General features: G+C 58.4%; 13 protein-coding genes and 1 pseudogene. 7 read left to right on the top strand and 7 right to left on the bottom strand.

Features of this window, described 5'->3' with window-relative positions; translation table 11 throughout:
- Nucleotides 1-32 precede the first annotated feature (32 nt).
- From potF to rlmC, 6 genes are all read left to right on the top strand, one after another.
- Nucleotides 33-1,145, top strand: coding sequence for a spermidine/putrescine ABC transporter substrate-binding protein PotF (potF, locus tag ACL2XF_RS13145; protein ID WP_410015934.1), 1,113 nt, complete (start codon nucleotides 33-35; stop codon nucleotides 1,143-1,145).
- Between the two features lie 124 nt (nucleotides 1,146-1,269).
- The gene (gene potG / locus ACL2XF_RS13140; protein ID WP_410016594.1) at nucleotides 1,270-2,403 is read left to right on the top strand and encodes a putrescine ABC transporter ATP-binding subunit PotG; all 1,134 of its coding nucleotides are present in this window, start codon (nucleotides 1,270-1,272) and stop codon (nucleotides 2,401-2,403) included.
- A 14-nt stretch (nucleotides 2,404-2,417) separates the two neighbouring features.
- On the top strand, nucleotides 2,418-3,380 hold the full coding sequence (potH, locus tag ACL2XF_RS13135) for a putrescine ABC transporter permease PotH (protein WP_413727005.1): 963 nt from the start codon (nucleotides 2,418-2,420) through the stop codon (nucleotides 3,378-3,380).
- Nucleotides 3,377-4,222: a putrescine ABC transporter permease PotI gene (gene potI, locus ACL2XF_RS13130; RefSeq protein ID WP_410015932.1), complete on the top strand. Its 846-nt coding sequence runs from the start codon at nucleotides 3,377-3,379 to the stop codon at nucleotides 4,220-4,222. The genes potH and potI overlap by 4 nt, the downstream gene beginning before the upstream one ends.
- A 71-nt stretch (nucleotides 4,223-4,293) precedes the next feature.
- Entirely contained in the window at nucleotides 4,294-4,818 is a 525-nt protein-coding gene (locus ACL2XF_RS13125) for a YbjO family protein (RefSeq protein ID WP_413722372.1), read from the top strand.
- A 55-nt stretch (nucleotides 4,819-4,873) separates the two neighbouring features.
- Nucleotides 4,874-6,025, top strand: coding sequence for a 23S rRNA (uracil(747)-C(5))-methyltransferase RlmC (gene rlmC, locus ACL2XF_RS13120; RefSeq protein ID WP_413727004.1), 1,152 nt, complete (start codon nucleotides 4,874-4,876; stop codon nucleotides 6,023-6,025).
- On the opposite strand, the gene artM is transcribed toward rlmC, so the two are convergent.
- The 5 genes and pseudogenes from artM to ACL2XF_RS13095 all read right to left on the bottom strand — a co-directional run bounded on the left by artM (nucleotide 6,002) and on the right by ACL2XF_RS13095 (nucleotide 9,648).
- Entirely contained in the window at nucleotides 6,002-6,670 is a 669-nt protein-coding gene (artM, locus tag ACL2XF_RS13115) for an arginine ABC transporter permease ArtM (RefSeq protein WP_410015929.1), read from the bottom strand. The two genes, rlmC and artM, sit on opposite strands and share 24 nt — an antisense overlap.
- Complete coding sequence (artQ, locus tag ACL2XF_RS13110; protein WP_410015928.1) at nucleotides 6,670-7,386, bottom strand: arginine ABC transporter permease ArtQ; 717 nt, start codon at nucleotides 7,384-7,386, stop codon at nucleotides 6,670-6,672. Before artQ ends, artM begins: the two co-directional genes overlap by 1 nt.
- Nucleotides 7,387-7,395: 9 nt before the next feature.
- Nucleotides 7,396-8,127 carry an arginine ABC transporter substrate-binding protein gene (gene artJ / locus ACL2XF_RS13105; RefSeq protein ID WP_410015927.1) on the bottom strand — a complete coding sequence of 244 codons (732 nt, stop codon included), beginning with the start codon at nucleotides 8,125-8,127 and terminating at the stop codon, nucleotides 7,396-7,398.
- 16 nt (nucleotides 8,128-8,143) lie between these two features.
- Nucleotides 8,144-8,871, bottom strand: a pseudogene (gene artP / locus ACL2XF_RS13100) (arginine ABC transporter ATP-binding protein ArtP).
- A gap of 228 nt (nucleotides 8,872-9,099) precedes the next feature.
- A complete protein-coding gene (locus tag ACL2XF_RS13095) occupies nucleotides 9,100-9,648 on the bottom strand; it encodes a lipoprotein (RefSeq protein WP_410015925.1) in 549 nt (182 codons plus the stop codon).
- Between the two features lie 666 nt (nucleotides 9,649-10,314).
- Between ACL2XF_RS13095 and ACL2XF_RS13090 the strand changes: the two genes are divergently transcribed.
- Nucleotides 10,315-11,157 (top strand): N-acetylmuramoyl-L-alanine amidase, encoded by an 843-nt coding sequence (locus ACL2XF_RS13090; protein WP_413728815.1) that lies wholly within the window; start codon nucleotides 10,315-10,317, stop codon nucleotides 11,155-11,157.
- Here ACL2XF_RS13090 and ltaE read toward each other — a convergent pair.
- Both ltaE and poxB read right to left on the bottom strand, forming a co-directional pair.
- The gene (ltaE, locus tag ACL2XF_RS13085) at nucleotides 11,119-12,171 is read right to left on the bottom strand and encodes a low-specificity L-threonine aldolase (RefSeq protein WP_410015924.1); all 1,053 of its coding nucleotides are present in this window, start codon (nucleotides 12,169-12,171) and stop codon (nucleotides 11,119-11,121) included. The two genes, ACL2XF_RS13090 and ltaE, sit on opposite strands and share 39 nt — an antisense overlap.
- Nucleotides 12,172-12,272: 101 nt before the next feature.
- Nucleotides 12,273-13,994, bottom strand: coding sequence for a ubiquinone-dependent pyruvate dehydrogenase (gene poxB, locus ACL2XF_RS13080; RefSeq protein ID WP_410015923.1), 1,722 nt, complete (start codon nucleotides 13,992-13,994; stop codon nucleotides 12,273-12,275).
- Nucleotides 13,995-14,038: the final 44 nt, after the last annotated feature.

The following is a 14,038-nucleotide window of genomic DNA, read 5'->3' as shown; positions in this document are numbered from 1 at the left end:
TTTTATTGACCGGGATTTGGAGGAAGCAACGGATGTTCACCCAACGTAAAAAATGGTTGTCGGGTATAGTTGCCGGCCTGCTGATGGCTGCGTCCGTCACCGCATCAGGTGCGGAACAAAAAACGCTGCATGTCTATAATTGGTCGGATTATATTGCGCCGAACACCGTGCCGGATTTTGAAAAACAAACCGGCATAAAAGTCATCTATGATGTTTTCGACTCCAATGAAGTATTGGAGGGTAAACTGATGGCCGGCAGTACCGGCTTTGACGTGGTGGTGCCTTCCGCCAGTTTCCTGGAGCGACAGTTAACCGCCGGGGTATTCCAGCCTTTGGATAAAAGTAAACTGCCGAATTATAAAAATCTGGATCCGGAATTATTGAAACTTATCAGCCAGCACGATCCTGATAACAAATATGCCATTCCCTATATGTGGGCTACCACCGGCATTGCCTATAACGTCGATAAGGTCAAAGCCATTCTGGGCGCGGACGCGCCGGTAAACAGCTGGGATCTGGTGTTAAAACCGGAAAACCTGGCGAAGCTGAAAAGCTGCGGCGTTTCATTCCTTGATGCGCCCTCGGAGATATTCGCCACCGTCCTCAATTACCTGGGCAAGGATCCGAACAGCGCCAACGCCGCGGATTATACCGGGCCGGCCACCGATCTGCTGTTAAAGCTGCGCCCCAGCATCCGTTATTTCCATTCCTCGCAATATATCAACGATTTGGCAAATGGGGACATTTGCGTTGCCATCGGCTGGGCCGGCGACGTGATGCAGGCGGCAAATCGCGCGAAGGAAGCGAAGAACGGCGTTCATATCGCCTATAGTATTCCTAAGGAAGGCGCGCTGGCGTTTTTTGACGTGCTGGCGATTCCGGCCGACGCCAAAAATACCGACGAGGCCTATCAGTTCCTTAATTTTCTGATGGACCCCCAGGTTATTGCCCAGGTCAGCAATCAGATATTCTATGCCAACGGCAATAAAGCGGCCACGCCGCTGGTCAATGAAGAGGTGCGCAATAATCCCGGCATTTATCCGCCGCCCGAGGTGCGCGCTAAATTATTTAGCCTTAAAGTTCAGCCGCCGCAAATAGACCGGGTTATCACCCGTGCCTGGACCAAGGTAAAAAGCGGCAAGTAATCTGCCCGCCGCAGGGTTGACATTATGCTAACCAACAGGCGGTTTCATACCGCCTGTTATGCTATTTCAGAGACGGTAGACGATTAACGATTATCCGTTTCTTCTGTTCCGGAGAGTCATGTCAGTGAACGATGCCATACCCCGCCCACAGCCCAAAACCCAGAAAATGGTAACGCCATTGCTGGAGATTCGCAATTTGACCAAAACCTTCGACGGCCAGTCGGCGGTCGATGATGTCAGTTTAACGATCTATAAAGGGGAAATGTTTGCTTTATTGGGCGCGTCAGGCTGTGGTAAATCCACGCTGCTGCGGATGCTGGCGGGCTTTGAACAACCCACCCATGGCCAGATTGTGCTCGACGGCCAGGACCTGTCCCATATGCCGCCGTATCAACGGCCCATTAATATGATGTTCCAGTCCTATGCGCTGTTTCCGCATATGACGGTGGAACAGAATATTGCCTTCGGCTTGAAGCAGGATAAACTGCCGCGCGCCGAGATTAAGCAACGCGTGGCGGAGATGCTGGCGATGGTGCATATGCAGGAATTCGCCGCCCGCAAGCCCCATCAGCTTTCCGGCGGCCAGCGCCAGCGCGTGGCGCTGGCGCGCAGCCTGGCTAAACGGCCAAAGCTATTGCTGCTTGACGAACCGATGGGCGCGCTGGATAAAAAATTACGCGACCGCATGCAGCTGGAAGTGGTGGATATCCTGGAACGCGTCGGGGTGACCTGCGTGATGGTCACGCACGATCAGGAAGAGGCCATGACCATGGCCGGACGCATCGCCATTATGAACCGGGGCAAGTTTGTGCAAATCGGCGAGCCGGAAGAGATTTATGAGCATCCCAACAGCCGCTTCAGCGCCGAATTTATCGGTTCGGTCAATATGTTCGACGGCCTGCTGGTTGAGCGTCACGACGATGCGCTCATTATCCAAAGTCCCGGCCTGGTGCATCCGCTGCAGGTGAATTCCGATGTGTCGGTGGTTGACGGCGTGCCGGTGCATGTGGCGCTGCGGCCGGAAAAAATCATGCTGTGCGAGGAGGTGCCCGCGGACGGCTTTAACTTTGCCGTCGGCGAAGTGGTCAATATCGCCTATCTCGGCGATCTCTCCATTTACCATGTGCTGCTGCAAAGCGGCCAGACCATCAGCGCGCAGCTGCAAAATGCGCACCGTTACCGAAAAGGCACGCCGACCTGGGGGGATGAAGTGCGTCTCTGTTGGGATGCGGACAGCTGTGTTGTGCTGACGGTATAGGACAGGGGAACATCATGTCTGCATCTGACGAAAAATTACTGCCCCCGCTGGCCGTCGAGCGGGTCAACACCCCCCGCATCTTGACAAGGCTGCAGATGCGCCATGGGCGCAAGGCGGTGATTTTTCTGCCGTACCTGTGGCTGTTGCTGCTGTTTATGCTGCCGTTCCTGATTGTTTTCAAAATCAGCATGGCGGAGATGGCCCGGGCGATCCCGCCCTACACCGACCTGGTCAGCTGGCTCGACGGTAAGCTGGATATCTCGCTGAACCTGGCCAATTACCTGCAACTGCTGGACGATCCACTGTATATCGAGGCGTATCTGCAATCACTGCAGGTCGCGGCCGTTTCCACCTTTTTCTGCCTGCTGATAGGCTACCCGATGGCCTGGGCGGTGGCCCACAGTAAACCCTCGACGCGCAATATCCTGCTGTTGCTGGTTATCCTGCCGTCGTGGACGTCATTTTTAATCCGGGTCTACGCCTGGATGGGGATCCTGAAAAACAACGGTATTCTCAATAACGTCCTGCTGTGGCTCGGCGTTATCGATCAGCCGCTGGTGATCCTGCATACCAATCTGGCGGTATATATCGGAGTGGTCTATGCCTATCTACCGTTTATGATCCTGCCCATTTATACCGCGCTGACACGGCTGGATTATTCCCTGGTGGAGGCATCGCTCGATCTCGGCGCCCGGCCGATGAAAACCTTTTTCCAGGTGATTGTTCCCCTGACCAAAGGCGGCATTATCGCCGGCTCGATGCTGGTGTTTATTCCGGCGGTGGGCGAATACGTAATTCCAGAGCTGCTCGGAGGCCCCGACAGCATCATGATCGGGCGCATTTTATGGCAGGAATTTTTCAATAACCGCGATTGGCCGGTGGCGTCCGCGGTAGCGGTTATCATGCTGCTGCTGCTGATCGTGCCGATTATGTGGTTCCATAAACATCAGAATAAAACCCTGGGAGATCGGGCATGAATACGCTACCTGTCGTGCGTTCGCCCTGGCGCATCGTGATTTTAATCACCGGGTTTACCTTTTTGTACGCCCCGATGCTGATGCTGGTCATCTACTCGTTCAACAGCTCGAAACTGGTCACGGTATGGGCCGGATGGTCGACGCAGTGGTATGGCGTCCTGGTCAATGACCAGGCGATGCTCAGCGCCGTGTCGCTCAGCCTGACGCTGGCGGCCGCCACCGCCACCATGGCGGTGATCCTGGGTACCCTGGCGGCGGTGGTGATCGTGCGTTTCGGCCGCTTTCGCGGCGCCAACGGGTTCGCCTTTATGCTGACCGCGCCGCTGGTGATGCCGGATGTGATAACCGGCCTGTCGCTGCTGCTGCTGTTCGTGGCGCTGGGGCACGCCATCGGCTGGCCGGCGGAGCGCGGCATGTTCACCATCTGGCTGGCGCACGTGACGTTTTGTACCGCCTACGTGGCGGTGGTGGTCAATTCCAGGCTGCGCGAGCTGGATGCCTCCATCGAGGAAGCCGCGCTGGATCTGGGCGCCACGCCCATCAAGGTGTTTTTTATTATAACGCTGCCGATGATTGCCCCGGCCATAGTATCCGGCTGGCTGCTGGCCTTTACCCTGTCGCTCGATGATCTGGTCATCGCCAGTTTTGTCGCCGGTCCGGGGGCCACCACGTTGCCGATGCTGGTGTTCTCAAGCGTCAGGATGGGGGTAAATCCGGAAATCAATGCCCTGGCCACCATCATCCTGGGCGTGGTCGGCATTATCGGCCTGATCGCCTGGTGGCTGATGTCCCGCGCTGAAAAGCAACGCCTGCGGGATCGCCAGCGGGCGGCCCGTGGCTGATTGCGCAGATTACTGCTAGTCTTTATCCGTGTGCCGCTGTTTAATACGGCGTAATAACAAGGAGAAAGGCCATGTCGGACATCCTGAGGGATGGCAATACGGGCCCGCTGCATTGGCGTATGCTAAAGCGCGCCGCGGCGGAACGGACGCGCTGGCGCGGTAATGTGCCGGTGGCGGTATTGGTCGCCGGCAGCGCCATCGTCGCCACCCGCTGCCTGGGCATGCTGATGTTGACCAGCAACCTGGGTGTGGAGGGGGTGCGCAGTTTTATCGAGACCAGCAGCCGCTCGTGGGATTTGACGCTGCTGTTTCTGGCAAGCCTCACGGTGCTGTTCGTCGAGTTGCGCTGCGGATTTGCGGTGATGCGCGGTCATTCCTGGGCGCGCTGGTATTTTGCCGGGTGCCAGGGCCTGAGCGCCGGCTATTTGTTCCTGGCCACCTGGAATGGTTTTTATCCTGAAATGTTCGCGCTGCCGGGCGCCAGCGCCGCGGAGATCTCCGGCGAACTGCTGATGCATAAACTGCCGGATATGGTGATCGTGTTGCTGTTATTCGCGCCGATCTCCAGCCGGCGGTTTTTTAAACGCGGCCGGTGATTTTTACCTAAAACCGGTGGTACAATGCGCGCCTGTTTAACCGGCCAGAAAACCTATGCATTGCGAACTTTTCAGCGCGGATCGTTGCCATTCCTGCCAGTGGCTGGATAAACCCTATGCGCAGCAGTTGGCGGATAAACAGGCCGCCCTGGCCGGGTTATTGTCGGCCATGCCCGTGGCGCAGTGGCTGGCGCCGTTGGCTTCGCCGCCCGCGGCGTTTCGCAATAAAGCGAAAATGGTGGTAAGCGGCAGCGTAGAACGCCCGGTGCTGGGCATCATGGCGCGGGACGGAGAGCCGCTGGACCTCTGCGCCTGCCCGCTTTACCCCCCCACCTTCGCGCCGGTATTCGGCGTGCTTAAACACTTTATCGCCCGCGCCGGCCTGACGCCTTATCACGTGGCGCGCCGGCGCGGCGAGTTAAAATTCCTGCTGTTGACCGAAAGCCGGCATGACGGCGGCATGATGCTGCGTTTCGTGCTGCGCTCGCAGGCCAAGCTGGACGCGCTGCGCGCCCAATTGCCCTGGCTGCGGGAGCGTGTGCCCCAGCTTCAGGTGATATCGGTGAATCTCCAGCCGGTGCATATGGCCATTCTTGAAGGTGAAACTGAAATCATCCTGACCGAGGATACCGCGCTGGCGGAACGGCTCAATGATGTGCCGCTGTTTATCCGCCCGCGCGGTTTTTTCCAGACCAACCCGTCGGTCGCCGCGTGCCTGTACGCCGCCGCCCGGCAGTGGGTCGGCGAGCTGGAAATCAGCAGCCTGTGGGATTTGTTTTGTGGGGTGGGGGGTTTTGGTTTGCACTGCGCGCGCCCGGATATGCGCCTGACCGGCATTGAAATCAGCGCCGAGGCGATAGCCAGCGCGCGCCAGTCGGCGCAGCTGATGGGGCTGACCCAGGTGATGTTCCAGGCGCTGGATTCCACCCAGTTCGCGCGCTCAAGGGCGGAGGTGCCGGATCTGGTGCTGGTCAACCCACCCCGGCGCGGCATTGGCGCGGATTTATGCCGCTATCTGGAGAGCATGGCGCCCCCGTATATTCTTTACTCCAGCTGCCAGGCGGAAAGCCTGGCCCGGGATCTGCAGGCCCTGCCGGCATACCGTATCGTCAAGGCGCAGTTATTTGATATGTTTGCGCATACCGCCCATTACGAGACGCTGGTTCTGCTGCAACGCATTCCCTCAGTTACGTCGTTCAAACCGTAACGCCCGATGCTCGATCAAACGCATCAGCAGGGTCAGCACGCCGTTAACGCACAGATAGATAATGCCTGCGGCGCCGAACACCATGACGTCGTAGGTGCGACCATACATTAACTGCCCATGGCCCATGATATCCATCAGGGTAATGGTGTAGGCCAGCGAGGTACTTTTAAACACCAGCACCACTTCATTGGAGTAGGACGATAGCGCCCGCTTGATGGCGAACGGCATCAATAAGCGCAGGGATTGCAGGCGCGACATGCCCAGCGCCGCGCATGACTGCCATTGTCCGGCGGGAATGGCGCGCATAGCGCCGGTAAAGAGCTGGGTGCTGTAGGCGGCGCTGTTAAGCGCCAGCGCCACCATGGCGCACAGCCATGGCTGCGAGACCAGCGCCCATAACCAGGGAATGGCGCGCAGGGCGGCGAATTGCCCGGGACCGTAATAAATCAAAAATATCTGCACCAGCAGCGGCGTGCCGGTGAACAGGGTAATGTAGATTTTGATTAAAGGCGTCAGCACCGGCGTCTTCAGGCTGATAACCAGGGTAAACAGCAGCGCCAGCAGCAAGGCTATGATGATGGCGCACAGCGTCAGCGTCAGGCTGGTGGGCAGCCCCTTCAGCAGTTCGGGCAGGTAGGCCAGCATCAGGAATCCCTCGTCTCGAAACGGGTGGAACGGCGCTCGAACGCCCGCAGGATGATCTGGCTGAACAGGGTGATGACCAGATACACCGCCGCCGCGACCAGGTACCAGGTAAACGGCTGCTGGGTGAAACTGACGATACTTTTGGTTTGCAGCATCAGGTCATTAACGCTTATCAACGACACCAGCGCGGTATCTTTCAACAGCACCAGCCATTGATTGCCCAGACCGGGCAGCGCATGGCGCCACATCTGCGGCATCACCAGGCGGAAAAAAACCGTGCTTTTTTTCATGCCCAGCGCCTGGCCCGACTCCCACTGTCCCTGCGGGATGGCTTTCAGCGCGCCGCGCAGCGTTTGCGAGGCATAGGCGGCATACAGCAACGCCAGGGCAATCACGCCGCAGACAAAGGGACTGACGTTAAAGTTATCAATCGGCAGGCGCACCGGAATACGCGCCGCAATCAGGTTGAGGCTAAAGCCGTCGGCAAGTATCACCAGCAGCTGCGAGGCGCCGAAATAAATAAACAGCACCACCAGAATTTCCGGCAGGCCGCGCAACAGCGTCACCACGGCGGTGCCGATAAGCCCCAGCCATCTCCAGCGGACGGATTCCCAGGCGGCAAAACACATCGCCAGAAACAGCCCGGCCACCAGCGCGCACAGCGCCAGGCCGACGGTGGTCCCGGCGGCGCTGGCTATGGGTTGAAGTTCATTCATGAAAGGCGATTACTGCTTAAACCATTTCTGGTAGATAGTCTGGTAGGTACCGTCTTGCTTGACTTTATCCAGCGCCGTATTGAACTGGTCGCGCAGCTCATTATTGTTCAGGCGCATGGCAATGCCCAGGCCGGTGCCGAAATAGGCTTTATCGGTGATTTTATCGCCGACGGTGGCCAGGTCGGCGTCTTTCTTCAGCCATTCATTGACCACGGCGGTATCGCCGAAGACGGCGTCCAAACGGCCGTTTTTCAAGTCCAGGATGGCGTTCTGATAGCTGTCGTAAGGCACGGCGGTGATTTCAGGATGTTTATCCAGCAGGAATTTCTGATGGGTGGAGCCGTTCTGCATGCCGACACGCTTATCTTTCAACGCGGCCAGATCGGCGAATTTGCCTTTTTGCGCCACGAAAATGGCGGAGTTTTCATAATAAGGCTGGCTGAACGTCACCTGCTGCAAACGGTCCGGCGTGATATCCATGCCTGAGATCACCGCGTCGAAACGACGGAATTTAAGGCTTGGGATCAGGCTGTCGAAAGCCTGGTTGGTAAAGGTGCATTCGGCTTGAAGCTGTTTGCAGAGCGCATTGGCCAAATCGATATCAAACCCCTGGATTTTGTTATTGGCATCAACAAATTCAAACGGAGGATAAGAGGCTTCCGTGGCGAAACGAATGGTCTGCGCCGCGGCGGCGGAAAACGTCATTCCGGCCAGCACTGCGGCAATAATCAATTTTTTCATTTTTTTATTCCAACAATTAATGCGACAAATAGTGAGCAAACGCCTCGGTGTGGGGGGTGGCGAAATGCGTGGCATCGCCTTGTTCCACAATGTGGCCGTTTTCCATATACACGATGCGACTGGCAGTCTTACGCGCTACCTCTACTTCATGCGTCACAATCACCTGCGTGATGCCGGTTTGGGCCAGTTCACGAATGATGCTGACGATTTGTGCGGTAATTTCCGGGTCCAGCGCCGCGGTCGGCTCATCAAACAGCAGCACCTGCGGTTCCATCATCAGCGCCCTGGCTATCGCGACCCGTTGCTGCTGGCCGCCGGATAAATGCAGGGGAAAACGATCGGCGAAATCGGTTAAACGCAGGCGATCGAGCAGCTTGTCCGCCCGTTCGTTGGCCACGGCGCGCGACAGGGCGAGCACCCGGCAGGGCGCCTCGATCAAATTCTGCCGCACGGTTAAATGCGGCCAGAGGTTGTATTGCTGGAATACCATGCCGACGTTTTGACGCAGTTCGCGAATGGCTTTCTCGCCGGGCGCCTGGATAAAATCGAAATGGTTGCCGGCGATCGACAACTGACCGGCGCGGGGCATCTCCAACAGGTTGAGTACCCGCAGTAAAGAACTTTTACCCGCCCCGCTGGGGCCGAGCAGCACCAGCGTTTCTCCCGCCGGGCAGTCAAGGGTGATATCAAACAGCGCCAGGTGGCGCCGTAAAAACAGTCAATGCGGTTTAGTTGAATACTCATGCGAAGAAACTGAATAGCCATTAAGGCGGCAGATGTTAACGTCGACGGCCTGTCGATGCAATCCGCCGCGATTAAAATTTACATTTAGGGGCGTAATAATATCACGAACAGCACAAAACGTCATTCCTCCCCGCCGCATTGCCGCGATGTGCTGCATTTTATCCCAGCGGGCAGTGGACGCAGCGCCCGCTGGCGCCCGCGGCAGCAAGAACCGCTGGCTACATGCGATTAACGTTCTTCCAGCGTTTGGCGCAGGGTGCCGGCGGGATGGGGAGATAGCGTGCCAAGGTAGCGTACGTCGTCCAGCACCCAGCAGTTGCCTTCGCGGATCATCAGCACTTCATCCTGCCAGCGCACCGATTGGCCGTTGCTGCCCTGGCTGCGGGACAGGTCTACGCGCAGGGGGATATTTTTCGCATCGGTATTGAGGATACGCGAGGCGCTGTGAACCTCGGCCGTGGCGGGTCCGTCGGCCTGGCTGCTGAAGATATCCCCGGGCGGCAAGGCGGTAAGCTTGGCCTGCGCTTTACGATCCGTGGTCAGTACGTGGAACAACCGTTCGCTGAGGTAGGGGCGGTACTGCCCCAGCTGCGAGGCGCTGGGTTTGCCCTGCGGCTGCGCGATGCGCAGATTGTAGAACGCCTGCGCCACCGTATCCGGCCCGCCGTCGACGCAGGGCGCGCTGCGCGTGCCGATATCCTTAAACGCCGGATCGACCTGGGTGCATGCGGCAAGAATCAATGCCAGCGGCAAGAGGGCATAAAGCTTATTGTTCATTATTAACCTTCACGATAGAGGATGGCGATAGATCAGTACCATCGAGTATAATTAAAAATCAGATGGTTGTGTGAGGATCGGCACGTTTGGCTAAAGACGGGGACGCGCCAGGCCCGGTTAAGATGGCGCCTGGCGTTATTCTGGCGGGCAATGGGGTGGGATAGCGGTCTTAAAATCATTTTATCCCAAGGTATTGTGCGGGTGAATATCTTTATCATCCTTGGAGAATGCGCTTGCATTAAACTTCAAGTGGATGTTATTGCTCAATTTTTCCTGATATTTTTTTAATCTGCATTAATTCAGGGCAATCGGCGGGTATTTCATCATTTTTGCCGTCTTGCGGTGGCGCCTGTAAATCATCAATTTCTTTATTGATTAACGCGCCTGTAGCGGTTTTTAATCCTTGGTCTTGTCAAGACCGGAAAATCCCGAGCGCTGCTTTCGCGCCGAGGGGAAAGGATATTTATCAGCCGCGGCATGCGTTGCTGGCGACAGCGTTGAAAATAATTAAATCGTAAACAGGATAGCCGGCCCGATACCTGGCGTATATCATTTACAGCGCGTCACCGTCGGGTGATATGACTCAACAGGATTAGGTGCTTGATGGATATTGGCATGATGAGCAGCGGCGCGCCGGGCTGTCCGGCCGGCGGGCCGAAACCAACGATGCCATGGTGGGCCATGACCCTGTTAATCCTGTGCATCGCCGGCTGCCAGCAGGCAATAACACCGCCGGCCCATGAGGCGGCTTACCGGGTGGACGATTCACGGCGCGCGCATGGCGCGGATGAGCGGGTGCAGTTTTTAGTCATCCATTATACCGCCGAGGATTTTGCCGCGTCGCTGAGCACCCTGACCGCCGAGCAGGTCAGCGCCCACTATCTTATCCCGGCGGTGCCCGGCGGGGCGCCGGGCGTACCCACCGCGCTACGGCTGGTGGATGAGTCCCGTCGCGCCTGGCACGCGGGCGAAAGCTATTGGCGCGGACGCACGCATCTTAACGATACGTCGATTGGCATTGAAATCGAAAACCACGGGTACCGGCGTACCCTGACGGGCGCGCGCGCGACCCCCTATCCCCCGGCGCAAATCGCACTGGTCATTGCCCTGAGCCGCGATATCATCCACCGGTATCATATCCTGCCAGGCAATGTCGTGGGGCACAGCGATATCGCCTGGCGGCGCAAACAGGATCCCGGCCCGTTATTCCCCTGGCGGCAATTGGCGGCGGCGGGCGTTGGCGTCTGGCCGGATACGCGGCGGGTAGGGCATTACCTGGCGGGGCGCGACCCCAACTCGCCGGCGGCGATGGCGGGCATAATGACCCGGATGGCGCAATACGGTTACGATGTAGCGCCGCAACTGCCGGCGGCGCTGCAGCAAAAAGCGCTGGCGGCGTTCCAGATGCATTTTCGCCCGCGGGATTTCCGCGGCCTGGCGGACGCGGAAACCGAGGCGATCCTGGATGCGTTACTGGAAATACACGCCGGTGAGCGGGGCGCCGGATAGCTGTGCCTGATGGCGCAGGAATTCCTCCCAGCAGCCCACCACCTTTTCCAGATCGGCGCGGCTGATATTTAAATGGGTGACCAGGCGGGTAACCGTGCCGGCGGCCACCACAATATCATGCTGTTTCATCCAGGGGCCGAGTTTGGCGGCCAATTCCGCCGGCTGGCGGATAAACAGCATATTGGTTTGCGCGCCCGGGGCCACGATCTCAACGCCCAGTGCCGATAGCCGCTGTTCCAGCCAGCGGGCGTTATCATGATCCTCGCGCAGCCGCTGCACATTATGCTCAAGGGCGTAACGGCCCGCCGCCGCCAGGATCCCCGACTGACGCATCCCTCCGCCCACCATCTTGCGCCAGCGCCGGGCCTGGTGGATATAATCCGCGCCGCCGCACAGCAGCGAGCCCACCGGCGCACCCAGTCCTTTTGATAAGCAGATAGTCAGCGTATCGCAATATTGCGTGATTTCGCTGAGCGGGATCTGCAGCGCCGCCACGGCATTGAAAATGCGCGCCCCATCAATATGCAGCGCCAGACGGTGGTCGCGGGTAAACTGCCAGGCCTGCCGCAGGTATTCCTGCGGCAGCACTTTACCGTTATGGGTATTTTCCAGGCTTAACAGGCGCGTGCGGGCGAAATGAAAATCATCGGGTTTGATGGCCGCCGCCACCTTATCCAGCGGCAGGGTGCCGTCGGCGTCGGCGTCCAGCGGCTGTGGCTGGATACTGCCCAACACCGCCGCGCCGCCGGCTTCGAAGCGGTAATTATGCGCCTGCTGGCCGACGATGTACTCTTCCCCGCGCTGGCAATGCGTCAGCAAGGCCACCAGGTTGGCCTGGGTGCCGCTGGGGAAAAACAGCGCCGCGTCTTTGGCGCTGAGCCGGGCCCCGTCGGCTTCGAGCGACGCCACGGTGGGATCGTCGCCATAAACATCATCGCCAACCTCGGCTTCCGCCATCAGCCGGCGCATGGCGGCGCTTGGCAAGGTGACGGTATCACTGCGTAGATCAATCATGCTCACTCCGTTACGTTCTTGATACGGGCGTTAACACCTGTGCCCTAATGATGCCGCCGCCCGGCAAAGGGACCCTGATGCCGGGCGTATCATACCGGGCCCTAGCGCAGCCAGTTGGTTTTGGCCAATTCTACCACTTCATCGCCGCGGCCGTTAATGATGGCCCGCAGCATATACAGGCTGAAACCTTTTGCCTGTTCGAATTTAATCTGCGGCGGCATGGCCAGTTCTTCCTTGGCGGTAATCACATCCACCACCACGGGTCCGTCGGTGGCAAACGCCTCTTCCAGCGCGGCGTCAAGATCAGCGGATTTTTCCACCCGGATGCCCTTGATCCCGGCGGCGCGGGCGATGGCGGCAAAATCAGGGTTCTGCAGGTCGGTGCCGTCGGTCAGATAGCCGCCCGCCTTCATTTCCATGGCGACAAAGCCCAGCACGCTGTTGTTGAAAATCACGATCTTAACCGGCAGCTTCATCTGCGCCATGGATAAAAAATCGCCCATCAGCATGGTGAAGCCGCCGTCGCCGCACAGGGCGACCACCTGGCGCTTGGGATAGGCCGCCTGAGCGCCCAGGGCCTGCGGCATGGCATTAGCCATGGAGCCATGGTTAAAAGAGCCGATAAGCCGGCGCTGCCCGTTCATTTCCAGATAGCGTGCCGCCCATACGGTCGGCGTACCCACATCGCAGGTGAAGATGGCATCGCGGGCGGCCAGGCGGCTGACCTGCTGCGCCACGTACTGCGGATGAATAGGTTTATTGCCGTTGGGTTTGGCCAGGGCATCGAGATCCCCCCTGGTGGCGTGATAATGCTCCAGCGCCTGATCAAGATGATGGCGCCCGGTTTTCTCCGTCAAGCGCGGCAACAGTACCGCCAGCGTGGATTTGACATCGCCGACCAGCGCCATATTCACCGCGCAATGGGCGCCCAGGCTGCCCGGATCGATATCAATCTGGATGATATTGGCGTTGGTGGGATAAAAGGCGCGATAGGGGAAACGGGTCCCCAGCAGGACCAGCGTGTCGGCGTTCATCATGGCATGATAACCGGATGAGAAGCCAATCAGGCCGGTCATGCCGACATCATAGGGATTATCCCACTCCAAATGCTCCTTGCCGCGCAGCGCATGGACGATCGGCGCCTTGAGCAGTCCGGCCAGCCTGACCACTTCATCATGGGCGCCGGCGCAGCCGCAGCCGCACATCAGCGTGATATTTTCCGCCTGGTTCAGCACCGCGGCCAGTTTTTCCAATTCGCCCACCGGCGGGACACTCAGGGACGGCTGCGGGGTATACCATGACGGCTGATAGTCTTCCGGCGCCGGTTTCAGCGCCACGTCCCCCGGCAGCACGATCACCGAGACGCCGCGGTTGAGAATGGCCTTGCGCATGGCGATGCCCAGCACCTGGGGCAGTTGTTCCGGATTGGAAATCAATTCGCAGTAATGGCTGCATTCGCGGAACAGTTCTTCCGGGTGGGTCTCCTGGAAGTAGCCGCTGCCGATTTCGCTGGAGGGAATATGGGCGGCAATCGCCAGCACCGGCACCTGGTTGCGGTGGCAGTCATACAACCCGTTGATCAAATGCAGGTTGCCCGGCCCGCAAGAGCCGGCGCACACCGCCAGCTGACCGGTGACATGGGCTTCCGCCCCGGCGGCGAAGGCCGCCACCTCTTCATGACGGGTGCCCATCCATTGAATGGTGCCCATGCGATTAAGGCTGTCGCTCAGGCCGTTAAGCGAATCGCCGGTGACGCCCCAGATACGTTTGACGCCGGCTTGCTCGAGGGTTTTGGCAATGGCTGCCGCAACGGTTTGTTTCATGGCTTTCCCCTTTAAAATGAGTCGGGACTAAGACAAAAAAAATC

Origin of the sequence: Sodalis sp. RH19 (assembly GCF_047324215.1) — a bacterium.
Taxonomy (GTDB): domain Bacteria; phylum Pseudomonadota; class Gammaproteobacteria; order Enterobacterales; family Enterobacteriaceae; genus Acerihabitans.
Note: the sequence above shows the minus strand (reverse complement) of the source record. Positions and strands in the feature narration are given on the sequence as shown.

What these genes read in the sequence shown, in the direction of transcription:
- potF (WP_410015934.1), top strand. Translation starts at nt 33, where the DNA reads ATGTTCACCCAACGTAAAAAATGGTTGTCGGGTATAGTTGCCGGCCTG.
- potH (WP_413727005.1), top strand. Translation starts at nt 2,418, where the DNA reads ATGTCTGCATCTGACGAAAAATTACTGCCCCCGCTGGCCGTCGAGCGG.
- potI (WP_410015932.1), top strand. Translation starts at nt 3,377, where the DNA reads ATGAATACGCTACCTGTCGTGCGTTCGCCCTGGCGCATCGTGATTTTA.
- ACL2XF_RS13125 (WP_413722372.1), top strand. Translation starts at nt 4,294, where the DNA reads ATGTCGGACATCCTGAGGGATGGCAATACGGGCCCGCTGCATTGGCGT.
- rlmC (WP_413727004.1), top strand. Translation starts at nt 4,874, where the DNA reads ATGCATTGCGAACTTTTCAGCGCGGATCGTTGCCATTCCTGCCAGTGG.
- artM (WP_410015929.1), bottom strand. Translation starts at nt 6,670, where the DNA reads ATGCTGGCCTACCTGCCCGAACTGCTGAAGGGGCTGCCCACCAGCCTG.
- artQ (WP_410015928.1), bottom strand. Translation starts at nt 7,386, where the DNA reads ATGAATGAACTTCAACCCATAGCCAGCGCCGCCGGGACCACCGTCGGC.
- artJ (WP_410015927.1), bottom strand. Translation starts at nt 8,127, where the DNA reads ATGAAAAAATTGATTATTGCCGCAGTGCTGGCCGGAATGACGTTTTCC.
- ACL2XF_RS13095 (WP_410015925.1), bottom strand. Translation starts at nt 9,648, where the DNA reads ATGAACAATAAGCTTTATGCCCTCTTGCCGCTGGCATTGATTCTTGCC.
- ACL2XF_RS13090 (WP_413728815.1), top strand. Translation starts at nt 10,315, where the DNA reads ATGCCATGGTGGGCCATGACCCTGTTAATCCTGTGCATCGCCGGCTGC.
- ltaE (WP_410015924.1), bottom strand. Translation starts at nt 12,171, where the DNA reads ATGATTGATCTACGCAGTGATACCGTCACCTTGCCAAGCGCCGCCATG.
- poxB (WP_410015923.1), bottom strand. Translation starts at nt 13,994, where the DNA reads ATGAAACAAACCGTTGCGGCAGCCATTGCCAAAACCCTCGAGCAAGCC.